This window comes from Kitasatospora sp. DSM 101779, assembly GCF_025655475.1.
Lineage (GTDB): Bacteria > Actinomycetota > Actinomycetes > Streptomycetales > Streptomycetaceae > Kitasatospora.
The window spans coordinates 7,454,529-7,478,207 of record NZ_JAHTIK010000001.1 but is presented as its reverse complement, the minus strand read 5'-3'; the positions used below and the strand labels follow the sequence as shown (position 1 = coordinate 7,478,207).

Sequence of the window (23,679 nt, the reverse complement as noted above, 5' to 3'; positions counted from 1 at the left end):
TGCGCACGGACCGCCCGTGTGCACGGGCTCAGGCCGCGGCCCGGTGCGCGGCCTCCCATGCGCCGTAGCCGCCGAGCAGGTCGGACACGTCGGCGAAGCCGGAGTGACGCAGCAGGCTGGCGGCGATGGAGGAGCGGTGGCCGCCGGCGCAGTGGAGGACGAGGGGCCGGTCGGCCGGGAGTTCGGACAGGCGGCGGGGCAGCTCGTTCAGGGCGATGTGCAGGGAGCCTTCGACCGCGCCCTCGGCGCGTTCGGTGCAGGTGCGGACGTCGACGACGAGCGGTGGCCGCTCGGCGGTGAGCTCGGTCCGCAGCTGGTCGACGGTGAGGCGGCTTGCGGGGGTGAGGTCGTCGGCGAACCCGACGAGCGTGGTCTCCGGCTCGTCGAGGTGGCCGGCGGTGCGGTCGAAGCCGATGCGCGCGAGGCGGGTCACCACCTCGTCCTCGCGGCCTTCGGGCGCGACGACCAGGATCTCGGCGTCCGGTGACAGGACGGCGCCGGCCTGCTCGGCGAAGCGGCCGTCGACGGGGACGTTGATCGCGCCGCGCAGGTGGCCGGCCGCGAACTCCTGCGGGCTGCGGGCGTCGACGACGACCGCACCGGCAGCGCGGCGGCTGCGGAACTCCTCGGCGGTGAGCGGCCGGTGGGCGCGGGCGGTGTCGAACAGGGCGCGGTCCCGGCGGTTGAGCACGGCGTCGTGGCCGAAGTAGCCCGGCGCCGCGGACTGGCCCGCGGTGACGATGGCGACGAACCGCTCCTCGCTCATCGGCGCGCAGGCGTAGTTGGTGGCGCGCTGGGCGCCGATGGTGGACTGCCGCTCGGTCGACAGGTTCTTGCCGCACGAGGACCCGGCGCCGTGGGCGGGGAAGACCCGGACCTCGTCGGGCAGGGCCATCAGCTTGCGCTGGACGCTGTCGTAGAGCATCCGGCCGAGCTCGTCGGCGCTGCTGCCGGCGGAGGCCAGCAGGTCGGGGCGGCCGACGTCGCCGATGAACAGCGCGTCGCCGGTGAGCACCCCGTACGGAACGGCGTCCCCGGCGTGTTCGAAGACCAGCAGGCTGATGGACTCCGGGGTGTGGCCGGGGGTCTCCATGACCTGCAGGGCGACGTCGCCGAGGCTGATCCGCTCGCCGTCGGCGAGTTTGCGGATCGGGTACTCGGTCTCCGCTCGCCGCCCGTAGCCGATCCAGGCGCCGGTGCGGGCGGCCAGTTCCAGGTGTCCGGCGAGGAAGTCCGCGTGGAAGTGGGTGTTGACGACGGCCTCGACGGTGAAGCCGTGCGTCTCGGCGTCTGCGACGTACTCGTCGATGTCACGGCGCGGGTCCACCACCACAGCGCGGCCGGTGGTCTCGTCGGCGACCAGGTAGGACGCCTGGGAGAGGCAGTCCAGGTAGTACTGGGCGAAGAACACGTGGATCTCTCCTGCTCGAAAAAATACGGTGGGGGGTATCCCTTGCCCTCCAAGATACCCCCATGGGTATTATCGGAAGCAAGGGGCGGCGCTCATCGGCCGCCGTCGTCACGCGGCCCGCCCCCCTTCCCCGCCCGGCCGGAGCCGTTGTCGGCATCGAGCACCGTGGCCCGTCGCCCTGCAGCACGTCCCCGGAGGCACCCCATGCTCCTGTCCCCCCAGCCGCGCGCACCGCAGCAGGCGACCCCTGCGGCCGGGCCGCCCGCCGTCGCGGCGGACGGCCCGCAGGGGCGGCTCGCATGACCGCGCTCGTGCTCGCCCTGGTCGCCGGCGCCGTCGTCGGTCTGGCGCTCGGTGGCCTGGGCGGAGGGGGCAGCATGCTCGCCGTCCCCGCCCTGATCTATCTGCTCGGCTTCACCCCCGCCCATGCCGGTACCGCCAGCCTGCTGATCGTCGCCGTCACCTCGCTGACGGGCCTGCTCGCGCACGCCAGGGCCGGCCGCGTCCGCTGGCGCACCGGTCTGCTGTTCGCCGCGGCCGGCCTCCCGGTCGCGGCGGCCGCAGGGGCGCTGTCCTCCCTGCTGCCCGCCACCCTGCTCACCGTCGCCTTCGCGGCACTGGCGACGCTCGCCGCCTGGCGCATGCTGGCCTCCGCCCGCAAGCCCGAGGACGCCGCACGGCACCGCCCCGAGGACCGGCCGGACGAGCGGCCGGATGCGAGCGGACCGGCACGCTCGGCCACCGCGGGTGCCGGCCTCGGCGCCGTCACCGGCCTGCTGGGCGTGGGCGGCGGCTTCCTCGCCGTCCCGGCCCTGGTCTCCGTCCTCGCCTTCACCATGGCCGAGGCCGTCGGCACCAGCCTGCTGGTCATCTCCGCCAACTCACTGGCCGCGCTCGTCCCGCGGATCGGCACGGCCGGCTCCCTCGACTGGGCCGTCGTCGCCCCCTTCACCGCCGCTGCGGTACTCGGCGCCTGGGACGGCAAGCGGCTGGCCGACCGCCTCGGCGGCCGCACGCTGCAGACGGCCTTCGCCGTCGCGCTGCTGGCCGTCGCGGCCCTGATGCTCGTCGACGCCCTGCGCTGACGGGCCCCCTGCTCCGCCCGGTGCCCCCGCCCGGGCGGCCCCCGCCCCGATGACTCGGAAGGACTCCCCCGCACCATGACCACCCCCGTGACCGTCGAGCAGCTGCACCCGCGCCTCGCCGACCTCACCGTCATCGACGTCCGTTCCCCCGGCGAGTACGCCACGGGCCACGTCCCCGGCGCGCACAACGTCCCGCTCGACCGCCTCGACGAGGCCCTGCCCGCCCTGCGCGCCGTGGCCGCGAGGGGCGGGATCGCCGTGGTGTGCGCATCCGGCAACCGCTCCCGGACCGCCTGCGACCGGCTCGCCGCCGCCGGTGTCACCGCTCTCACGCTGACCGGCGGCACCTCGGCCTGGGCCGGCGACGGCCACCCGCTCGACCGGGTCCCCGGTGCACGCGCCGTGTGGGCCATGGACCGGCAGGTCCGCCTCGTCGCCGGCAGCCTCGTCCTCGCCGGTGTCCTGGCCGACCTCGTACGGCCCGGCGCCCGCTGGATCTCTTCCGCGGTCGGCGCCGGGCTCGCCTTCTCCGCCCTCACCGACACCTGCGCCCTGGGCAACCTGCTCGGCAGGCTCCCCCACAACCGCCCCCGGTCGGCCGGCACCGATCTGGAGGCGACCCTGGCCGGCCTCCGCGGCTGACCCTGCGGACCATGTGCCCCGTGGACGGGCGGCCCGTGCCCATCCGTCCACGGGATCAGGGTCGAACGGCCCCAGCGGCGGGCCGGCCCCCGGCCGACGCTGGTGGTACGGACGCAGGCGCAGCGTCCCCCGCCCGGTGGGTCACACGCCCCACCCCGCAGGATGCCGGAGGAGGCGACGGAAACGATGACCGGAGAACCGGCCCGAACGCCGATGCACGTCAAGACCTGGACGCTGAAGCTCGACCTGTTCGAGTCCGGGGACACGACCACCGCACACGGCGTGCTCGACACCGGCGACAACGTCCTGGAGAGCCGGAGCAGCGCCCGTCGCAGCCCGCAGGATGCCGCCGTCCCGGAGATCGGCGACGAGTACGCGGCCGGGCGCGCCCTGGTGGAGCTCGGACACCAGCTGCTGGTGGCCGGCATGCACGACGCCGCCGCCAACACGCCGGCCGCGGGCCGCTGAGGTGCACGGGCGGGAGGAGGAGTCATGACCACCGATCGGCAGGCACGGGCGATCGTCGTCGGCGTGGACGGCTCGGAGCAGTCCCGGCGGGCCTTGCACTGGGCGGTCCGCCAGGCCGAACTGACCGGCGACACGGTGCGGGCGGTCATCGCCTGGGAACCGCCGTTCACGGGGTGGGGCGCGGACGTCCCGGCCTCGGGGGAGAAGGCGATGGACGACATCGCGTCGAGGGTGCTGGCGGAGAGCGTGACGAAGGTCGCCGGCGCCGAGCCGACGGTCGGGATCAGCACGAGGGTCGCCCGGGGCACTCCGGCGCAGGTACTGCTGTCGGAGGCCGGCGAGCAGGACGTCGTCCTCCTGGTGGTGGGGAGCCGCGGGATCGGTGGATTCGCCGGTGCCCTGCTCGGCTCGGTGGGACAGCACTGCGCACAGCACGCACCGTGCCCGGTCCTGATCGTGCGCGGCGACTAGGCCTCGGTGGAAGAGGAGCGAACCATGCCCAGGCAGCCGACCGGCAGCGGGACGGCAGGAGTCCCGACCGGGCAACGGGGTGACATCGCACGGCGTGTGACGCTGTGCAGGGAGCGGCTGGGCCTCGGCCGCGAGGAGGTGGCCGAGCGGGCCGGGATGGCGGTGGAGTACCTGGAGTACCTGGAGTCGTCCGCCGCCGTGCCCGACTCGGCGCCCCTCACCCGCCTGGCGGGCGTGTTGGGGGTGTCGGTCGGCGAACTGCTGGGCGCCGGTGCGGAGGTACCGCCGGGGCGTTCGGCAGCCGCCGCGCACCCGGTGGTCGAGGAGCTCACGCCGGCGGAGTGCTGGGCGAAGCTGGCCTCCGGCGGGGTCGGCAGGGTGGTGCTGTCCGCCCCGGACGGTCCCGTTGCACTGCCCGTCAACTTCCGGGTGATGGACGGGTCGGTGGTCTACCGCACCGCCGAGGGGAGCAGCGTGTGCCCGGAGCCCGGGACACCCCTCGCCTTCGAGGCGGACCGCATCGACGAGGCGATGAGCTCGGGTTGGAGCGTCCTGGTCAAGGGCACCGCCATCCGGCCGGACGGGTCCGAGGCCGTCGAGTACCTGAGGCACCGGGGTCGTCCCGATCCGTGGGTCGGTGAGGGACGCGACGTCCTCGTCCGGATCCGGACGTCGTCGGTGACGGGACGCTCCATCCGCACCGACGGCCCCGCGGCCGCCCGTTGAGACCGTGACCGGTGCCGCCCGCGAACTTGGCGGGCGGCACCGCCGCACGCCACGGACCGCCGTCGTGGCGACGGCGGTCCGTGGCGTCGTACGCTCCGGCGTCAGCTGCCGGCCTGGTAGGCGTGCGGATGCTCCAGGCGGACGTCGGTGTCGTCCTCGGTCCAGTCGAGGGTCTGATGGACGGCCACGACTCCGTCGACGGCCCGGCACAGCTGCTCGGCGATCGGGATCAGGCTGCGGCGCGGGAGGCGGCCGGCGACGTTCACGACACCGTCCTGCACGGTGACCCGGACGTCCTCCGAGGGGGTCCAGAGGATCTGGCCGAAGACGTCGTGCACGATCTCCTCGCGGATCGCCGCGTCGTGCCGCAGGAACACCTGCAGCAGGTCGCGGCGGCTGACGATGCCGACGAGTCGGCCGGCCTCGTCCACCACGGGGAGGCGCTTCACCTTGTGCTTGTCCATCTGCCGGGCGGCCTCCGGCACCGACCAGGTGGGCCGGGCGGTGACCGCGGGGGTGGTCATCAGCCCTCCGGCGGTCTCGGCCTCGGCGCGGGCACGGTCCTTCGGCGGCAGCCAGCGGCCCGGTGTGCGGCCTTCGGGGTCGGGCAGCACCGCCTCCTTGCGGATCAGGTCCGCCTCGGAGACCATGCCGATCGGCCGGTCCTGCTCGTCGAGGACCGGGACGGCCGTGATGTCGTTGCGGTGGAACAGGCCCACGACCTCCTTGAACGGCGTGTCCGGCCGCGCGGTCACCACTTCCTGGGTCATGACGTCGTGAACGCTCCGGTGCTGCATGGTCCTTGCTCCTCCCTCGTCGGGTGTGCACTTCCACTGTCCGTCGGCCCGTCCCGGTCGGAGCAGGGCCGTTCGGTCCTGCCTGCCGGGCCGATCCGCCCCCGACGGACCACCGGTCCGGGCGGCCCGACCACGGCGGGCCTCCGTGCCGCGCGGGTCGCCGCCTCCTACGCTGGAAGGCGGCCACCCGACCGGAGGGGACGACGTGGGAATCGCCCGCGAGGACGGCACGTCCCCGCTGCCGCAGCTCCGCCTCGACGACCTGCTCGACGAGCTCCAGGCCCGGCTGGACGCCGCCCGCCACGCCCGCGACCGGGTGCACAGCCTGCTGGAGGCCGTGCTGGACGTCGGACGGGACCTGGAGCTCACCCAGGCCCTGCGGCACGTCGTCGAGGCGGCGGTGACGCTGGTGGACGCCGAGTACGGCGCCCTGGGGGTGATCGGTGAGGACCGTACCCTGGCCCAGTTCATCCCGGTGGGCGTGAGCGACGAGGAACGGGAGCGGATCGGTCCGCTGCCGTCCGGGCGCGGGCTGCTGGGTGAGCTGATCCGCCACCCGGCGCCGCTGCGGCTCGGCGAGATCGCGGACCATCCGTCGTCGGTCGGCTTCCCGGCCGGCCATCCCCCCATGCACAGCTTCCTGGGGGTGCCGATCCGCGTACGGGACACGGTCTTCGGCAACCTCTACCTGACGGAGAAGCGCGGCGGCGGCGGGTTCGACGCCGAGGACGAGGCGGTGCTCGCCGCACTCGCGGTGGCCGCGGGCGTGACGATCGACAACGCCCGCCTCTACACGCAGGCACGGCTGCGGGAACGCTGGCTGACCGCCGGTGCCGAGGTCACCAGCAGCCTGCTCTCCGGCGAGCCGGAGCAGGCGGTGCTCGACCTGCTGGTCACCCGCGCGTCCCAGATCGCGGGTGCGGACCTCGCGGTCGTGGCCTTCTGCCTCCCGCGGACGCAGGAGCTCGAAGTCCGGATCGCGGTCGGCCTGCGCGGTTCCGACCACCAGGGCCTGGTGCTGCCGGTCAGCGGCTCCTTCATGGGCGCGGCCGTGCAGTCGGCCGACCTCGCGGTCAGCGCGGACGTCCGCAAGGACCCGCGGATCACCGTCGGGCCACCGCGCTGGGAGGGGCTGGGGCCCGCGCTCGCGGTACCGATCGGCACCGCCGAGGGCGGGATCCGCGGCGTGCTCATGCTCGCCCGGGCCGAGGGCGCACCGCTCTTCGACGCGGACGAGTCCGCTCCGCTGAAGGGCTTCGGCGCGCAGGCCGCCGTGGCGATGGAGCTGGCGGAGCGGCGCCGCGACTCCGAACAGGTCTCCCTGCTCAAGGAGCGCGACCGGATCGCCCGCGACCTGCACGACCTGGCCATCCAGCGCCTCTTCGCCACCGGGATGACCTTGCAGGGCGCCATCCGGTTCATCGAGCACCCGGAGGCCGCCGACCGCGTGCTGCGGGCCATCGACGACCTCGACGAGACCGCCAAGACCATCCGGTCGACCATCTTCGGCCTGCGGGCCGGGCGGTCGGGACCGGGCGGCAAGGGACTGCGGGCGCGCGTCGTGGAGACCGTGGACCGGGCGGCCGCCGTCCTCGGGTTCACCCCGGCGCTGCGGATGACCGGTCTGATCGACGTCACCGTCCCGCCGGAGGCGGCGGAGGAGGCGCTCGCCGTCCTGCAGGAGGCACTCTCCAACGCGGCCCGGCACGCCGAGGCCACCTCCGTGGAGGTGGCGCTCGCCGCCGGTGCCGACCTGGTGCTCACGATCACGGACAACGGCATCGGCCTGCCGGAGGGCGGGCGGCGCAGCGGCCTGGCCAACCTGGCCGAACGGGCGGCCGCGATGGGCGGCGGGTTCGACGCCCGCAGCCGCCCCGGGGGCGGCACCGAGCTGGTCTGGCGGGTGCCGCTGCCGGCCGCCTGAGGTCAGTCCTCGGGGTCGATGCTCTCGGTCACGGGGAGCCTCGGCGTGGGTGCGCCTTCGGGGCCGTAGCCGAGCCTGAGGAGCATCTGCACGCAGCCGGGCCCGTGGGACGGGTCCCGGGTCGCCCACCGGACGTGGGGCCACTCGACGGCCTGGTGCATCATCGACGCGCGGACCTGGTGGAGGGTGGCGACCAGCAGGACGTGCTGCAGGGCCAGTCCTGCGCGCAGCCAGTCCACCGGGCGGTCCTGGTGGGTGGACAGGACGGCGAGGCACGGGTGGGCCTCGAAGACGGCGGGCGGCAGGTGGTCGGCCGGGTCGATGGCGGAGAAGTCCCGCACCGGCAGGTGGCCTGCGGCGTCCTGCGGTCCGAGGGCGCGGCGCGGTATGCCCAGCGGCGGTCCGCCGGGTTCCTGGATCCAGGCGCGGCTCTCGATGCGGCGCCTGATGTCGGTGGTGTTGGTCCGTTCCGCCTCGGCGGTCAGGCGCAGGAGCCGTTCGGTCTCCTCGGGACCGGGAATGTCGAGCATCGTCTCCTCCGCCCGTGCTGCTGCGACGAGGTCGGCGAGGACGGCGGCCGGGACGGGCGGGCCGGTGAACGGTGTGCGGATGGTGTGCCGGTGCCAGATCGCGCCGTACAGTTCGGCGGTGCTGGGGAGGGTGACGAGGGCCGGCCGGTCGAGTTCGACGGCTGCCAGCAGGTCGGGCTCGGCCGGGTCGGGCAGCAGCCGGATGTCGGGGGACCAGCCCAGGTGGCGGGCCGCGACGCGCACGTTGAACACGGCGGCTCCGACCGAGATGTACAGGGCCTGGCCCCGCGGGTCGGTCTGGGGCAGTTGCCGCTCTCCGACGGCGCGCACCTCGAGGGTGGAGGTCTCGGGGCGCAGTTTGAAGTGCCACGGCTGGCTGTTGTGGATGGACGGTGCGGCGACCGCGGCGGAGACCAGGGTCTCCAGTGCGGCGGCGTCGAGGGCGATGGTCGACATGACGGCTCCTCCGGGTGTTCGGTCAGCCGGAGGCCGGCCGGTTCGCGGCGCGCAGGGCGCCCGGGCACTGTCGGTACGCGTCGGCGGCGGTCCCTGCGCGGGACGGACGCCCGGCGATGCGGTGGGTCGCCGCGGGCGCCTGGACCGCCGGGGCGGGGCGGATGCCCTCACCTCCACGGTCCGCCCGCGGCGCCGGGTCCACATGGGCCGAGCGGCCCGATCCGCCGGGCCGTGCGGCTCAGTGCGGGTGCGACGACCGGTGCTCCGTGTCGACCTGGGCGGCCAGGACGGCGGCCTGCAGGCGCCGCTCGACCCCGAGTTTGGCGAGCAGCCGCGACACGTGGTTCTTGACGGTCTTCTCGGCGAGGTAGAGCTCCTTGCCGATCTGCCGGTTGGTCTTGCCCTCGCCCACCAGGGCGAGGATCTCGCGCTCGCGCGGTGTCAGCTGGTCGAGCAGGGCCTCGGTGTCGGTCTCGTCGTGGTGGCGCAGGCTCTCCATCAGCTTGCGGGTGGTGGCCGGGTCGAGCATCGACTCGCCCGCCGCCACCGTGCGCACGGCGTTGACCAGGTCCGCGCTCTTGACCTGCTTGAGGACGTAGCCCGCCGCCCCGGCCATGATCGCGTCCAGCAGTGCGTCGTCGTCGTCGAAGGAGGTGAGCATCAGGCAGACCAGGTCGGGCATCCGGTCACGCAGCTCCCGGCAGACGGTGACGCCGTCGCCGTCGGGGAGTCGCACGTCGAGAACGGCCACCCGGGGTTTGAGGGCGGGCACCCGTGCGAGTGCCTGGGCGCAGGTGCCCGCCTCGCCGACGACCTCGATGTCGGGTTCGGCGTCCAGCAGGTCCTTCACTCCCCGCCGCACGATCTCGTGGTCGTCCAGCAGGAACACCCGGACGGCCTGTTCGGTGTCGCCCTCCCGGGTCGGGTCCATGGCGGCCTCCTGCACCTGTGTGGTGTGTCTTCCCCGATTCTGCGCGTCCGCCTCCCGTGCCGCACCGGTCGGGCTCATCCGTGCGGGACGACGGCGACCGGAACGCGGACCCGCCCGACGACCGCGCGCGCCACCGGGCCGAGCCGCCGGCCCGAGCAGCCGACGACGAGGAGGTCGCAGCCCTCGCCCGCCACGCGGACGAGCTCCTCCACGGCGCTGCCCGGGTGGTCCTCCACGGAGGCGTGCGAAGCCACCGGGCCGCGCTCCGCCAGGGACTCGGCCAGCCGCCGCAGCACCCGCCGGGTGTGCTCGGTCTGCTCCCGCTCGACGGCGACGATCCGGAGTTCGGCCCCGCGGAGCACGGCGGCGTCCAGGGCGAAGTCGACGACCTGCGGGGCGGGGAGGTCGGGGTCGACTCCGGCCACCACCCGCCCGGTCGGGGCGGCGGGCGCCGTGTCGTGCAGCAGGACGGTCGGGCAGTCTGCGCGGCCGGCCACCGCGGGGCCGAGGGCGTCGAGGAAGCGGGGGCTGACGTGCCGGGGCCCGTGGGTGGCGAGCACGACGAGCCCGGCGCCGTGGGCGGCGGCCAGCAGCCCGCCGGAGCCGGGGTCCTCCACGAGGGCGGTCCGCACCTCCAGTCCCCGGTGGTCGAGGCGCAGGCGGGCCGCCGTCTCGGCGAGCAGGCCGAGCGCCCGGCCGCGGACCTCGCTGACGCCGGGAAGCCCGGGCGCGGCGCCGAGCGGCCGGGGCAGCGGGTGGACGAGGCACAGCGGCGCGCCGCGGCGCCCGGCCTCGGCGGCAGCCCAGTCGGCGACGGCCGGGGTGACGGGCGAGCCGTCGACGACGGCCAGCACAGGCAGCGCCACGGTGTTCACGCCGCCGGCCGCTCAGGCCGGTACGCCGAGCCGGACCTCGGCGTCGACCACGCCCGGCACACCTTTGACCAGGTGTTCCAGCAGTGCGGCCGTCGCCTTGTCGGGGAGCGTGCCGGACAGTGTGATGCGCCCTTCCTCGGCCGTCACGTGGAGGCCGGAGGCGTCCGCCGGGTGGAGGGCCGCGATCAGCTCGAACCGGACCTGGCCGGCCAGTTCCCCGTCCTCGCGCAGGTGGACCTTGAGCAGGTCGCCCCGGCTGACGATGCCCACCAGGCAGTCCTCCGCGTCGACGACGGGCAGCCGCTTGAGGTGCATGCGTGCCATGGAGCGGCCCGCCTCGGCGATGGGGCTGTCCGGGTGGACGGTCACGGCCGGCGCGGTCATCATGGCGCCCGCGGTCATGCCGCGGTACGTCTCGGGTTCGCGGTCCTGGGCTGTCAGCAGGTCGGCCTCGGAGACGACGCCGATCACCCGGCCGTCGCCGGCCAGCACCGGCACCGCACTGACCTGCCACTGCTGCAGGGTCTCCGCGATCTCCCGGAAGTCCGCGTCCCGTCCTACCGCGACGACCGCGTGGGTCATCACGTCACCGACGGTGTACCAGGTGCTGTTCATGGCGTGGTCCTTTCGGGAGGCGGCACGGCGGCCTCGTCGTGCAGGGTGCTGCGGGAGACCGGGCCGAGCAGGTCGGCGAAGTGCTGAAGGACGTCGAGGAAGAGGTCGTCGACGGTGATGACGCCGACCGGCGCGCCTCCTCTCAGGACGGGGAGGCGCCGCACCCCGGTGCGGCGGAACATCCGGTAGGCGGCGCCGAGTTCCTCGTCGGCGTGGACGGTCAGTGGCGGGGCCGACATCAGCCTGGCCACCGAGGTGTCGGCGTCCACGTCTCCGGCGAGCACCCGGACGACGAGGTCGCGGTCGGTGAGGACGCCGAGCAGGGTCCGGCTGTCCCCCACCAGGACGCATCCGATCGCCCGGTCCGCCATCAGCCGCGCCGCCTCGGCGGCGGTGCTGTCGGGCGGGACGGTCACCGGGGGCGAGATCATGAGGTCCGCGACGCGCACGGCACGGCCTCCTTCACGGCGATGGTGACCTCGGGCGAGTGGGTCAGCGTGTTGTGGACGGTGCGGTGGGACGCCACGGCGAGAAGCCCGGCCGTCCGTTCCTGGGGCAGCCGGGGGGCGATGACGCGGACGTCCGCCGAGGCGATCCGCGCGGGTCGGTCGGCCGCCATCCGGTGGTCCACGGTCACCCGCAGCCCGTCGCGGTCGATGCCGTGCCGGGACAGGTAGCGGCCGGCGTAGTGGGCGACGCAGGCGGCGAGGGAGGCGGTGAACAGTTCGAGCGGGGTCGGTGCCGTGTCGGCGCCGCCGTCCGCCACCGGCTGGTCGACGGTGAGCACGTGGCCGCGGACGGAGATGGCGTACCGGTCGTCGCACAGGTGGACGGCCTTGGTGCGCCCGGCTCCGTCCGGGTCCCCGGCGGCGGCCGACTCGCGGATCAGGGCCGCGGCGACCTGCCGGGCCTCGGCACATGTGAGCGCGGCCCGCCCGGTTCCCCCGAGGTCGAGCACCACCGGACCGTGCTCGGCGGCCTCCGCGCGGGTGACGAGGAGCGATCCTCCGGCCGCCGTGGTGATCGGGCGGGTCGGGTTTGCCATGACGGTTCTCCCTGCTCCGGGCCGCCCGCGGAGACACGGGCTCCTCCTCCCAGGACACCGCATCGGCCGGGTACCGGCCAGGGCCGGCCGGTTGGGTCACGGCGGGACCGTGGGTACCCGGTGGACGGGGCCGTTCGGCCCTCCGCGCCGTCCGGTCCTCGGGCGGAACGCGGCTGAGGGACCGTCGGGAGTGCGTACCGGCCCCGCGGGCGGGGCCGGTCGGCCCTCCCGCACCGGCGGCGGCCGACCGTAGCGTGGCAGCGAGGCACCGACCGTTCACGGGTGGAGGAAGTCATGCGATCCGCTGCTGCGCACCGACCGATCGTGCTGGGCGTCGACGCCCCGGCTCCCGCCCCGACGGCCGTGGCCTGGGCCGCGGACGAGGCCGACCGGCGGGGCCGGCCGCTGCGACTGGTCCACGCCGTGTCTCCCCCGCCGTACGGATTCACCGGCGCCGAGTGGGTCGGCAGCCTGAAGGAGCAGCACCGGGAGGGCGACGTGGTCCTCGACAAGGCGGCCCTGTTGGCCCGTGAACGCCACCCGGGCCTGGAGATCACGTCCGGCACCGTCGAGGGCGTCACGGACCAGGTCCTGTGCGAGGAGTCCCGGCATGCCGAGCTGGTGGTCGTCGGGTCGCGGCGCCTCAGCCACGTCGAGGAGTGGCTGAGCGCGTCCTCGGTCACCGTTCCGCTGAGCGCCCAGGCACACTGCCCGGTCGTCGTGGTCGGCGCACCGGAGCACTCGACCGAGCAGCCGCCGTACGTGGTCGTGGGGGTGGACGGCAGCCGCTCGTCGGCCGCCGCCGTGGACTTCGCCGTCGACCTGGCCGCGCGGCGCGGGGCCGAGCTGCGGGCCGTGTGGGTGTGGCAGCGGCCCGTGATCTGGCCGCCCGGCGACCACGACGCCGTGCAGACCCTCCGGCGGCAGCTGTCCGAAGCCACGGCAGGACAGGGCGGCGCGCATCCTGACGTCCGGGTGACCCACGACGTGCTCGTCGGGCACCCGGTCGAGCAGTTGGCCGACGCCTCGGCCCACGCGCTGGCCGTGGTGGTCGGCCGGCGCGGCCACGGCGGGTTCACCGGCATGCGCCTCGGCTCCGTCCCGCACGGGCTGCTGCACCACGCGCACTGCCCGGTCGTCACCGTCCCGCCGCCCGCCGACCACCACCACCGCTGACGTGTCCGGCGACCGGACCGGCACCCTCCGGCCGCCTCCGGTGGAGCCCGGACCGGAGGGGCCGGACCCGCGCGAGCCGGTCAACCTCCTCTTCCGCGACCTGCGGACCTCGCCGGACGGCCTGGCCGAGCGGGAGGCCGGTCGACGGCTGGCCGTCCACGGGCCGAACGCCCTGGCCCGGCGGGGCGGACGGCGCTGGCCCGCCGAGCTGGTGCAGCAGTTCACCCACCCGCTGGCCGTGCTGCTCGCGCTGGCGGCCGTGCTCGCCCTGGTGAGCGGCGCCCCGGCACTGGCGGTGGCGATCGCGGCGGTCATCGTGCTGAACGCCCTGCTCGCCTTCGTGCAGGAGCGGCAGGCCGAACAGGCGGTGGAGGCCCTGGCGGACTTCCTGCCGGACCGCGCCACCGTGGTCCGCGGCGGCGTCCGCAGGGAGGTCCCGGCCACGGATCTCGTGCCGGGCGACGTCCTGGTGGTCGAGGAGGGCGACCGGGTGTCCGCCGACGCGAGGCTGCTCTCCGGCGGCGTGGAGGTCGACCTGTCGGCGCTCACCGGCGAGTCCGTCCCGGTCTTCCGCTCCGCGGAGACGGCCGACGTCACCGGTCCGCTGCTGGACGCCCGCGACCTGGTGTTCTCCGGCTCGGCCTGCACCGGCGGGCAGGCCGTGGCGGTGGTGACGGCCACCGGCATGCACACCGAACTCGGGCGGATCGCCGCCCTGAGCCAGCGGACCCGCCGTGAGGAGAGCCCGCTGGAGCACCAGGTCAAGCGGGTCGCCCGGCTGATCGCGGTGATCGCGGTGGGTGTCGGGCTCGTCTTCCTGCCGATGGGCCTGGCGGCCGGCCTGTCGTTGACCGCCGCGGTGACCTTCGCCGTCGGCCTGCTGGTCGCCAACGTGCCCGAGGGCCTGCTGCCGACCATCACGCTGGCCCTCGCCTCCGGCGTCCGCGACCTGGCCCGGCGCGGTGCGGTCGTCAAACGGCTGTCCGCGGTGGAGACCCTCGGCTCGACCACCGTCGTCTGCACCGACAAGACCGGCACCCTGACCGAGAACCGGATGCGGGTCACCACCGTGTGGACACCGGCCGGCGAGGCGCCGGCGGACGGTACCGCGGCCGGCACCGAGATCCGCGACCTCGCCGGAGCGGCCGCGGTCTGCACCACCGCCGACCCGGACACCGCACACGGCGACCCGACCGAGCTGGCCCTGCTCGACCTCGCCGACCGCCTCGGCGTGCCCTGCGGGGTCGGGCCCCGGGACGACGGCCGACTGGCGGTGTTCCGGTTCGACCCCCGGCTGAAGCTGATGACCACGGCCGACCGGGGCCGCGGCGCCACCGTGATCCACACCAAGGGAGCACCGGAGGAGGTGCTCGCGCACGCCGCCTCGCTGCGCGACGGGGGAACGGAACGGGCACTGACCGCCGAGGACCGGACAGCCGTGGTGCACGAGGTCGGCCGACTGGCGGCCCGCGGCCTGCGGGTGCTCGCGGTCGCGGTGCGGCAGCTCCGTCCCGGACAGCCGCCGCCGCGGCGCCGCGAGGACGCGGAGCGCGATCTGTGCCTGCTCGGCCTGGTCGCGATGGCCGACCCGCCCCGGCCGGAGGTCGCCGACGCCATCGCCCGGGCCCACCGCGCCGGCATCACCGTGCACGTCGTCACCGGCGACAACGGACTCACCGCCGCGGCCGTCGCCGAACAGGTCGGCATCGGCCACCGCGGCATGCGGATCGTCACCGGCGCCGAACTGGACTCCCTGGGCGACGACCGGCTGGACGCCCTGCTCGCCCGGGGCGAGGAGGTGGTGTTCGCCCGGACCTCGCCCGAGGCCAAGCTGCGGATCGCCGACGCCCTGCGGGCGGAGGGCAACACCGTGGCCATGACCGGGGACGGAGTCAACGACGCGCCCGCGCTGCGCCGGGCCGACATCGGCGTCGCCATGGGCCGCTCCGGTACCGAGGTCGCCCGGGAGTCGGCCACCATGGTGCTCACGGACGACGACTTCGCCACCATCGTGGCGGCGGTCGAGGAGGGTCGGCGCACCTACGACAACATCCGCAAGTTCATCGTCTACATCTTCGCGCACGCCGTGCCCGAGGTGGTTCCCTTCCTGGTCTTCGCCCTGGCCGGAGGCGCCGTGCCGCTGCCGCTGACGGTGATGCAGATCCTCGCGGTCGACCTCGGCACCGACACCCTGCCCGCACTCGCCCTCGGCCGGGAGCGCGCCGAACCGGGCCTGATGGACCGTCCGCCACGGCCTCGGGACGAGAAGGTGATCCGGCCCGCCATGCTGGCCAGGGCCTGGGGATTCCTCGGTCTGATCTCCGCCGCACTCGTCATGGGCGGCTACTTCCTCACCCTGACCACGGGCGGCTGGCACCCCGGCGATCCCACCGGCCCCGGCAGCCCCCTCCACCACCTGTACCAGCAGGCCACCACCGTCGCCTGGTTGGGCATCGTGGCCTGCCAGATCGGCACCGCCTTCGCCGCCCGGACCGAGCGGGCCCCGCTGCGCTCGGTCGGGGTGTTCGGCAACCGCCAGCTGCTCGGCGGCATCGCCTTCTCCCTGGCGTTCGCGGCCGTGATCGTTTACGTCCCCGCCCTGCACGGCCTGTTCGGCACGGCTGCCCTCGGCCCGGCGCAGCTGGCCGTGCTGCTCCCCTTCCCCCTGGTGGTCTGGGGTGCGGACGAGCTCCGCAGGGCCGCCGTCCGCCGCCGGGCGGGCGCAGCCACCGTTCCGGCCGCGGTACGGCCCTCGCCGCCCGTACCGGTGCGCGAGGAGAACGGGCACCACCCGCTGCCGGTGCTGCTCGCCCGGCACGGCTGGAGTGCCCACCGGCTGATCCACGCCCTCGGTGTCGGGGAGCACGCGGCGGCCGACATCGTGGCGCACGCGCAGCGCATCGCCGCAGGGCACGGGCGCCCTCCCGGCGGCGACCCGCACCGTCCCGGCTGATCGGCAACCGTGGGCCGTCCGGCCCACCGGTCCGGGCCCCGGGGCCCTGGGAGCCGGACGGCGGCCGGACGGATGGTGGAGGCACCGGCACCCGCCGAGGAGGTGGCAGCAATGCCTCGGACCAGGATCGTCAAACGCCCCGGCCCCCAGCCCCGTCCGCTCCCGCCACTCGACCTGCGCACGCCGTCGGGCCGTCGGCTGCCCTACTGAACCGTCCGGGAGGAGCCATGCGCCGAGTGATCCGGTTCGCCGACCTCGAACGAGGCGATGTCGGCCTGGTGGGAGGCAAGAACGCCTCCCTGGGGGAGCTGGTCGGGCACCTCGGGCCGGCCGGTGTCCGCGTTCCCGACGGGTTCGCCACGACGGCCGACGCCTTTCGCGAGTTCCTGGCACAGGGCGGTCTGCGGGACGAGGTCGTCGCACAGCTCGACCGGTTGCGGGCGGGCGGCCCGCTCGCCGAGGTGGGCGCCGCCGTCCGGGCCGCCGTGCTGGCGACGCCCCTGCCCGGGGCGCTGGTCGAGGAGCTCGCGGACGGCTACGCGCGGCTGGGCCGGGAGGCTGGCCGGACGGATCCGGACGTGGCCGTGCGCAGCAGCGCCACCGCCGAGGACCTGCCGGAGGCGAGCTTCGCCGGGCAGCAGGAGACCTTCCTCAACGTCCGCGGGCGCGAGGCCCTGCTGGACGCCTGTCGGCGCTGCTTCGCGTCGCTGTTCACCGACCGGGCGATCGACTACCGCGAGCGGCTCGGCTTCGACCACCTCGCGGTGGCGCTGTCGGTGGGCGTGCAGCTGATGGTCCGCTCGGACCTCGGCGGATCGGGCGTGATGTTCACCCTGGACCCGGAGACCGGCTTCCCCGAGGCCGTCGTGGTGAGCGCCGCGTGGGGGCTCGGGGAGACGGTGGTCAGCGGCCGGGTGGACCCCGACGAGTACCTGGTGTTCAAGCCGCTGCTGAAGGATCTTGGGCTCGACCCGGTGCTGCAGACCGTGTGCGGCCCGAAGCGGCACAAGTCGGTGTACGGCGAAGCGGGTCTCACCCGGATCGTCGAGACCTCGGAGGAGGAACGGTCCGCCCTGGTGCTGGACCACGGCGAGGTCCGGCGGCTGGCGGAGTGGGCGGTGGCCGTCGAGGAGCACTACGGCTGTCCGATGGACCTGGAGTGGGCGAAGGACGGCCGTACCGGGCAGCTGTTCGTCGTGCAGGCCCGGCCGGAGACCGTGCAGTCACGGCGCCGCGGGGCCGTCCTGCGGCGGTACCGGCTGACCGGCACCGGGCAGCGGCTGGTGGACGGCATCGCCGTGGGTGAGGCGATCGGTGCCGGCCCGGTCAGCCGGCTGCGCAGCCCGGTCGAGATCGGCCGCTTCCCCGCCGGGGCGGTCCTGGTCACCGCGATCACCGATCCCGACTGGGAGCCGCTGATGAAGAAGGCGTCGGCGATCGTCACCGACCACGGGGGACGCACCTCGCACGCGGCGATCGTCAGCCGCGAGCTGGGCGTGCCGGCCGTGGTCGGCACCGGTCGGGCGACCGAGGTCCTCGACGACGGGCAGCAGGTCACCGTCTCCTGCGCGGAGGGCGCCGAGGGCCACGTCTACCACGGCCGCGTCGATTACGAGGAGTCGGAGACCGACCTCGACTCGCTGCCGGCCACCCGCACCAAGGTGATGCTGAACCTGGCCGACCCGGCCGCGGCGTTCCGCTGGTGGCGGCTGCCCGCGGACGGCGTGGGGCTCGCCCGCACCGAGTTCGTCGTGGCCCACCAGGTCCGGGTGCATCCCCTGGCGCTGCTCCACCCCGATCGGCTCTCCTCCGAGGACCGGCGGCTGGTGGACGCGCTGAGCGACGGCTGCCCCGACCGCACCGAGTACTTCGTCGACCGGCTGGCCCAGGGTGTCGCGCGGATCGCCGCCTCCCGCTGGCCGGACCCGGTGGTGGTGCGCACCAGCGACTTCAAGACCAACGAGTACGCCCGACTGGTCGGCGGTGCCCCGTTCGAGCCGGTGGAGGCGAACCCGATGATCGGGTGGCGCGGGGCGAGCCGGTACTACGACGACCGCTACCGCGAGGGCTTCGCCCTCGAGTGCCGTGCGCTGCGCCGGGTCCGCGACGACATGGGGCTGACCAACCTGGTGGTCATGATCCCCTTCTGCCGCACCCCCGAGGAGGCCGACCGCGTGCTCGCCGTCATGGCGGACAACGGCCTGGAGCGGGGCCGCAACGGGCTCCAGGTCTTCGTGATGGCCGAGATCCCGGCGAACATCCTGCTCGCCGGGGAGTTCGCGGCGCGGTTCGACGGCTTCTCCATCGGCAGCAACGACCTGACCCAGCTCACGCTCGGCGTCGACCGCGACTCCGACCTGCTCGTCCACCTCTTCGACGAGAGCAACCCGGCGGTCACCCGCAGCATCGAGACACTGATCGCCACCGCCCACGCGGCCGGCCGCCATGTCGGCCTCTGCGGCCAGCGCCCGAGCAACGACCCCGCGTTCACCCGCTTCCTGGTCGACGCCGGCATCGATTCGATCTCGGTCACCCCGGACAGCTTCGCCGCCGTCAAGCACCAGGTCGCGGCGGCGGAGCACGGCCGGCACCGCACGGAGTGAGGACCGCCGTGAACACCGCACCGAACACCCCGAGCCCTGCGCCCCGGCCGGGCCTGCTCACCTTCCTCGGCGGCGTCGGCACCGTCACCGGCAGCAAGTTCCTGGTCGAGACCGACCATGCGCGGCTCATGGTCGACTGCGGGCTCTTCCAGGGCCTCGCCGAGCTGCGCCGCCGCAACCGCCGTCCCCTGCCTCTCGACCCGGCCGACGTCGACGCCGTCGTGCTGACCCACGCCCACCTGGACCACTGCGGCTATCTTCCCCGTCTGGTCCGCGACGGCTTCCGCGGCCCCGTCCTGACCGCCCCGGACACCGCCCGGCTCGCCGAACTGATCCTCCGCGACAGCGCGCACCTGCTCCGCGAGGACGCCGACCACGCCAACGAGCACGGCTGGTCCAAGCACCGCCCCGCCGAGCCGCTGTACGACGACAAGGACGTCGAGAACACCCTGCGCATGTTCGACCCCGTCCCGGTGGAAACGGACGTCGAGATCAAGGCGGGGACGGTTCTGCGCCTGCACCGGGCCGGGCACATCCTCGGCTCCGCCTGGGCGCACCTCACCCTGGAGGACGGCCACACCCTCGCCGTCAGCGGCGACCTGGGCCGCCCGGTGCACCCTCTGCTGCGCCCGCCCGAGCCGTTCACCGGGGCGGACGTGCTGCTGGTGGAGTCGACCTACGGCAACCGGCACCACGAGGAGACCGCGGCCCGCGAGTGGTTCGCGCGTGCGATCGAGCGGACCCTCGCCCGCGGCGGGACGGTCGTCGTCCCCTCGTTCGCGGTCGACCGCACCGAGGTCGTCCTGCACCAGCTCGCCGACCTGCGCCGCAGCGGCCGGCTGCCGTCCGGCGCCCCGGTGTACGTGGACAGCCCGATGGCGCTGGCCGCGCTGCAGGTGTACCGCGACGCCTTCGCCGTCCGCTCCTCCGACCTGCGGCCCGAGGTGCTGGACGACACGACGGCCCTCGACCCGGAACCGTTCGAGCCGATCCACTCGCTCCAGGAGTCGCTGGCCCTCGAACGCTCCGCCGTGCCGTGCGTGCTGGTCTCCGCCTCGGGCATGGCCACCGGCGGGCGCGTCGTGCACCACCTGCGGCGGCTGCTGCCGGATCCGCGGAACACCGTGGTGGTGGTCGGCTACGCGGCGGAGGGCACCCGTGCCCGCCAACTGGTCGACGGTGCGAGGGTGCTGAAGATGTACGGCGGCTACGTACCGGTCCGTGCCGAGGTGGTGAACGTTCCGGCGTTCTCCGCCCACGCCGACGCGGCGGAGGTCGTCGAGTGGCTGCGGGCCGCGCCGCCGCCGAGCGCCACCTACCTGGTGCACGGCGAGCCCGCGGGGGCGCAGGCCCTCCGCGACCGGATCGACCGCGAGCTCGGCTGGACGGCCGTGGTGCCGCACTCCGGCGAGCGCGTCCTCATCGCATGAGATCCGGTCGTCCGAGGGGCGGACCGGCGCGGCCGGACTCGGCCGGACTCAGGGGCCGCCCGCCTCCCCGGCCACGGCCGGACGGCGCAGCCGCCGCAGGTACGGGTCGAAGGAGGGCCTGGGCGCGACCCGGACCCGGGCGTCCACGCAGACGACCCCGTCGGGCCGGGCGATCAGCGGGTTGAGGTCCACCTCGACGACCTGCGGCAGGTCGCAGGCCAGGGCGGAGACGGCGGCGAGCACCGCGTGGAGCCCGGCCGGGTCCGCACCCGGCGCGCCCGGCCGGCCGAGCACCAGCGGCGCCGCCCTGAGGTCGGCGGGCATGGTCTCCAGATCGCGTTCGGTGAGCGGGGCGAGGCGGGCGGTGCGGTCGGCGAGGACATCGGTCGCGGTACCGCCGAGGCCGAGCAGGACCAGCGGGCCGAACACCTCGTCCTGCACCGCGCCGACCAGCAGTTCCAGGCCGGGTGCGGCCATGGGCTGGACCACCACGCCGGCCGTCCGGTCGCCGAAGCGGTCGTGGAACTCCCGGTAGCACTCCCGGGCCTGGGTCTCGCCGCCGAGGCCGAGGCGGACGGCGCCTTCGGCGCTCTTGTGCACCTGGTCCGGCCAGTAGGCCTTGGCCGCGACGCGGCCCTCGTGGCCGAGCGGGCCCAGCGTCCGGGCGGCGAGCGCGGCCTCGTCCTCGGTCCGCGCCAGGACGGCCGTGGTGAGCGGCAGCCGGTAGTGGCCGAGCAGACCGGTGGTGGTCTCCGGGTCGAGCCAGCCTCCGTCGGGGTGGGCGGCGAGGAAGGCGTCGACCAGGCGGCGGGCGGCGGCTGTGTCGGTGTCCGGCGGGGCGGCCGGGGCGGAGGGCGGTTCGGCCAGCCACCTCGCGCGGTCCCGGGCGTGGGCGAGGGCCCGTGCGGCGGCGGCCGGGTCCGAGTAGGACGGCAGCTGTCCGCCGTCCGCGCAGGTCCGGTACTGGACGGGCACCTCCTGGTCCAGCAGGACCGCCGCGACCGGCAGCCGCCGGCGGCCCGGGCCGTCCAGCAGCGCGTGGAGCGGCTGGTCGGCGTCGTCCTGGACGAGCGCGGTCGGCACGAGGCAGACCAGCAGGGCGTCGACGGTGTCGGCCCGCGCGAGCGCGTCGAGGCAGCCCCTGAGCTCGGCCGGGCCGACGGCCGCGGTGGTGTCGACCGGGTTGGCCGTCCCCGCGGCGGCGGGCAGCAGTGCGCGCAGTTCGGCGACGGTGTCCGCGGGCAGCGGCGGCAGTTCGAGCCCGGCCTCGGCGCACGCGTCCGCGGCGAGGATGCCGATCCCGCCGGCGTTGGAGACCACCGCCACGCGTCCGTGCACGCCGGGCAGCGGCTGGGTGTGGAACAGGGCGGCGGCTTCGACGAGTTCGGCGATGCTGCGCGCTGCGGTGATCCCGGCCCGGCGGAAGAGCGTCTCCCGGGTGACGGTCGGCGTCGCGGCGGCGGCGGTGTGCGAGGCGGCGCCGCGGCGGCCGGCAGCGGAGCGCCCGGCGTCCACGGTGAGCACCGGCAGGGTCCGGGTCACGCGCCGCGCCGTCCGGGCGAAGGCCCGCGGACTGCCGAAGGACTCCAGGTGCAGCAGGGCCAGGTCCGTCCGGCCGTCGCTCTCCCACCACTGCAGCAGGTCGTTGCCGCTGACGTCGTACTTGTCCCCGAGCGAGACGAAGGTGGAGACGCCGATGCCCAGCCAGGCGAGGCGTTCCAGCAGGGCGATGCCCACGCCCCCGGACTGCACGGCGACCCCGGCGCTGCCGGGCAGCGGGAAGGCCCCGCCGAACTCCGCGTCCAGCCGGACCTCCGGATCGGTCTGGGCGATGCCGAGGCTGTTGGGCCCCACCAGGCGCATGCTGTGGCGCCGGCAGCTGTGCACCAGTTGCCGTGCCTGTGCCGCGTCCAGGCCGGAGGTGAGCACCACGAGCGCCTTCGTGCCCGCGCGGCCGCACTCCTCGGCGGCGTCGGGCACGGCCGACGGCGGCACGGCGAGCACGGCGAGGTCCGGCACCCCGGGCAGCTCGGCGATCCCCGGGTACGCGGGCTCGCCGGCGATCACCCCGGTGTGCGGGTTCACGGCCCACACCGGCCCGGTGAAGCCGCCCCGGCGGAGCTTCAGCAGGACGGTGCGGCCCACCGATCCGGCCCGGCGGGACGCGCCCACGACCGCGACCGACCGCGGGCGCAGCAGCGCGGCCAGGCTGGCCAGGTCGGCCGTCCGGCCGCGTTCGTCGACGGCGCGGAGGTAGCCCTCGTCGTCCTCGTCGAGCGGGACGCGCACCCGGATCTCGCCGTGGTCGAGGTGCCGGTGGACGGGCAGGCCGAGGTCGGAGAAGACCTTGTGGACGGCCCGGTTGCCGGCCAGCGTGTCGGCGACGAACTCGTGGATGCCGCGCTTGCGGGCGGCATGGACGAGGTGCTCGACGAGCAGGGTGCCGACTCCGCGGTGGTGCCAGGCGTCGGCGACCGCCATCGCCAGCTCGGCAGTCCCGCCGCTCTCCTCGACGGCCTGGCAGTCCGCCTCCCCCACCAGCTCGCCGTCCGCCCAGGCGCCGAGGGCCAGGACACCGGCCCGGCCGGGGCCGCAGAGCCGGTCGGCGACCATCTCGGCGGCCCGGCGGCTCGTGCCGAGGAACCTCATCCGGCGGCTCTCGTCGGACATCCCGTGCTCGTGCAGGTCCAGGACGGCGGCACGGTCCCCGGCCTCGACGGGCCTGAGGAGGACGGTCGTCCCGTCGGCGAGCAGTGCCTCGACCGCGGACACCGGCGGCTCGGTGACTGACATGGCGACTCCCTCGGTCCGGCCCGGCGGCATCGCTCGTACGGCCCGGGCACTGCTCCCTCCACCGTCCTCCGGCGCGGGTGGCGCGGCCAGGGCCGATGGGCCCCGGCGGCCCGTCCGACCGGGCAGGGCCCGGGCACGGTGACCGTCCGGCGCATCCGCCGCCGGCCGCCGGCCGGTCGAGTGGTCCGTTCTCGCCGCGCGCCGGCGGCGGGTGTACCACTCGGCCGGACAGCGGCGGGAGATGCCGGCTTCCGCAGCCACGCGTGCGATCGGACGTCCGGCGTCGATCCGCAGGCACAGGCAGAGACGTCCTTCGGGGTCGGCGGTGCGTTCCGGCAGGCGCTTCGGCATGGTGCACGTGGACTACGACACGCTGGTCCGCACGCCCAAGTCCGGCGCCTGCTGGTACTCGCAGGGTGATCCGCCGGGGCGGGCCGGCCTGACCGCCTGTCTCCGCGGGATCCCACTCCACCCACCGGCGGCTGGCAGCACCGGGAGCGGTCACCGGCACCGCGCGCGAAACTTTCGAACACATATGGCTACAAGTTTCGGCGAGCGCGAGAAGATCACGGGGGAATTGAACGAGGGCAGGTCGAGTTTTTCAGGCACGCGTCGGCCATCACGCGCCTGTCCAGCCCCTTTGCGAGGAGGGTGGACCCGAGGCACGAGCGAATCTATCGCCCTCTTGGTCGAAAGTGTTGACACCTTGTCGGGTGCAGGCCAACACTATCGCCGTCGACAAGTCCGA

The 23,679-nt window shown here is 75.0% G+C and carries 19 protein-coding genes; 10 read left to right on the top strand and 9 right to left on the bottom strand.

What is annotated here, in order from left to right:
- Positions 1 to 28 precede the first annotated feature (28 nt).
- On the bottom strand, positions 29 to 1,411 hold the full coding sequence (locus KSNIM_RS33930) for an MBL fold metallo-hydrolase (protein WP_263106997.1): 1,383 nt from the start codon (positions 1,409 to 1,411) through the stop codon (positions 29 to 31).
- 299 nt (positions 1,412 to 1,710) lie between these two features.
- Here KSNIM_RS33930 and KSNIM_RS33925 point away from each other — a divergent pair, with 299 nt between their 5' ends.
- From KSNIM_RS33925 to KSNIM_RS33905, 5 genes are all read left to right on the top strand, one after another.
- Complete coding sequence (locus tag KSNIM_RS33925; protein WP_263106996.1) at positions 1,711 to 2,496, top strand: sulfite exporter TauE/SafE family protein; 786 nt, start codon at positions 1,711 to 1,713, stop codon at positions 2,494 to 2,496.
- 75 nt (positions 2,497 to 2,571) lie between these two features.
- Positions 2,572 to 3,138, top strand: coding sequence for a rhodanese-like domain-containing protein (locus tag KSNIM_RS33920; protein ID WP_263106995.1), 567 nt, complete (start codon positions 2,572 to 2,574; stop codon positions 3,136 to 3,138).
- 186 nt (positions 3,139 to 3,324) lie between these two features.
- On the top strand, positions 3,325 to 3,606 hold the full coding sequence (locus tag KSNIM_RS33915; protein ID WP_263106994.1) for a DUF1876 domain-containing protein: 282 nt from the start codon (positions 3,325 to 3,327) through the stop codon (positions 3,604 to 3,606).
- Positions 3,607 to 3,630: 24 nt separating this feature from the next.
- Positions 3,631 to 4,077 carry a universal stress protein gene (locus KSNIM_RS33910; RefSeq protein WP_263106993.1) on the top strand — a complete coding sequence of 149 codons (447 nt, stop codon included), beginning with the start codon at positions 3,631 to 3,633 and terminating at the stop codon, positions 4,075 to 4,077.
- 96 nt (positions 4,078 to 4,173) lie between these two features.
- A complete protein-coding gene (locus KSNIM_RS33905) occupies positions 4,174 to 4,803 on the top strand; it encodes a helix-turn-helix domain-containing protein (RefSeq protein ID WP_263106992.1) in 630 nt (209 codons plus the stop codon).
- A gap of 101 nt (positions 4,804 to 4,904) precedes the next feature.
- On the opposite strand, the gene KSNIM_RS33900 is transcribed toward KSNIM_RS33905, so the two are convergent.
- Entirely contained in the window at positions 4,905 to 5,600 is a 696-nt protein-coding gene (locus KSNIM_RS33900; RefSeq protein WP_263106991.1) for a CBS domain-containing protein, read from the bottom strand.
- Positions 5,601 to 5,805: 205 nt separating this feature from the next.
- On the opposite strand from KSNIM_RS33900, the gene KSNIM_RS33895 reads away from it, so the two are divergent.
- On the top strand, positions 5,806 to 7,524 hold the full coding sequence (locus KSNIM_RS33895; RefSeq protein ID WP_263106990.1) for a GAF domain-containing sensor histidine kinase: 1,719 nt from the start codon (positions 5,806 to 5,808) through the stop codon (positions 7,522 to 7,524).
- 2 nt (positions 7,525 to 7,526) lie between these two features.
- On the opposite strand, the gene KSNIM_RS33890 is transcribed toward KSNIM_RS33895, so the two are convergent.
- From KSNIM_RS33890 to KSNIM_RS33865, 6 genes are all read right to left on the bottom strand, one after another.
- A complete protein-coding gene (locus tag KSNIM_RS33890; protein ID WP_263106989.1) occupies positions 7,527 to 8,510 on the bottom strand; it encodes an Acg family FMN-binding oxidoreductase in 984 nt (327 codons plus the stop codon).
- A 238-nt stretch (positions 8,511 to 8,748) separates the two neighbouring features.
- Positions 8,749 to 9,441: a response regulator gene (locus KSNIM_RS33885; RefSeq protein ID WP_263106988.1), complete on the bottom strand. Its 693-nt coding sequence runs from the start codon at positions 9,439 to 9,441 to the stop codon at positions 8,749 to 8,751.
- Positions 9,442 to 9,515: 74 nt separating this feature from the next.
- A complete protein-coding gene (locus KSNIM_RS33880) occupies positions 9,516 to 10,307 on the bottom strand; it encodes a universal stress protein (protein WP_263106987.1) in 792 nt (263 codons plus the stop codon).
- Positions 10,308 to 10,328: 21 nt separating this feature from the next.
- A complete protein-coding gene (locus tag KSNIM_RS33875) occupies positions 10,329 to 10,931 on the bottom strand; it encodes a CBS domain-containing protein (protein ID WP_263106986.1) in 603 nt (200 codons plus the stop codon).
- Positions 10,928 to 11,380, bottom strand: coding sequence for a cyclic nucleotide-binding/CBS domain-containing protein (locus KSNIM_RS33870; protein WP_263106985.1), 453 nt, complete (start codon positions 11,378 to 11,380; stop codon positions 10,928 to 10,930). The genes KSNIM_RS33875 and KSNIM_RS33870 overlap by 4 nt, the downstream gene beginning before the upstream one ends.
- Complete coding sequence (locus tag KSNIM_RS33865) at positions 11,359 to 11,976, bottom strand: OsmC family protein (RefSeq protein ID WP_263106984.1); 618 nt, start codon at positions 11,974 to 11,976, stop codon at positions 11,359 to 11,361. Before KSNIM_RS33865 ends, KSNIM_RS33870 begins: the two co-directional genes overlap by 22 nt.
- A 294-nt stretch (positions 11,977 to 12,270) precedes the next feature.
- On the opposite strand from KSNIM_RS33865, the gene KSNIM_RS33860 reads away from it, so the two are divergent.
- The 4 genes from KSNIM_RS33860 (at position 12,271) to KSNIM_RS33845 (ending at position 20,138) form a co-directional block, all read left to right on the top strand.
- A complete protein-coding gene (locus tag KSNIM_RS33860; protein ID WP_263106983.1) occupies positions 12,271 to 13,152 on the top strand; it encodes a universal stress protein in 882 nt (293 codons plus the stop codon).
- A 1-nt stretch (position 13,153) separates the two neighbouring features.
- Positions 13,154 to 16,105: a cation-translocating P-type ATPase gene (locus KSNIM_RS33855; protein WP_263106981.1), complete on the top strand. Its 2,952-nt coding sequence runs from the start codon at positions 13,154 to 13,156 to the stop codon at positions 16,103 to 16,105.
- A gap of 227 nt (positions 16,106 to 16,332) precedes the next feature.
- Positions 16,333 to 18,708: a phosphoenolpyruvate synthase gene (gene ppsA, locus KSNIM_RS33850; protein ID WP_263106980.1), complete on the top strand. Its 2,376-nt coding sequence runs from the start codon at positions 16,333 to 16,335 to the stop codon at positions 18,706 to 18,708.
- A gap of 8 nt (positions 18,709 to 18,716) precedes the next feature.
- Positions 18,717 to 20,138: an MBL fold metallo-hydrolase RNA specificity domain-containing protein gene (locus tag KSNIM_RS33845; RefSeq protein ID WP_263106979.1), complete on the top strand. Its 1,422-nt coding sequence runs from the start codon at positions 18,717 to 18,719 to the stop codon at positions 20,136 to 20,138.
- A 48-nt stretch (positions 20,139 to 20,186) separates the two neighbouring features.
- Here KSNIM_RS33845 and KSNIM_RS33840 read toward each other — a convergent pair whose 3' ends face one another.
- Positions 20,187 to 22,931, bottom strand: a complete 2,745-nt coding sequence (locus KSNIM_RS33840; RefSeq protein ID WP_263106978.1) for a GNAT family N-acetyltransferase — start codon at positions 22,929 to 22,931, stop codon at positions 20,187 to 20,189.
- Positions 22,932 to 23,679 lie beyond the last annotated feature (748 nt).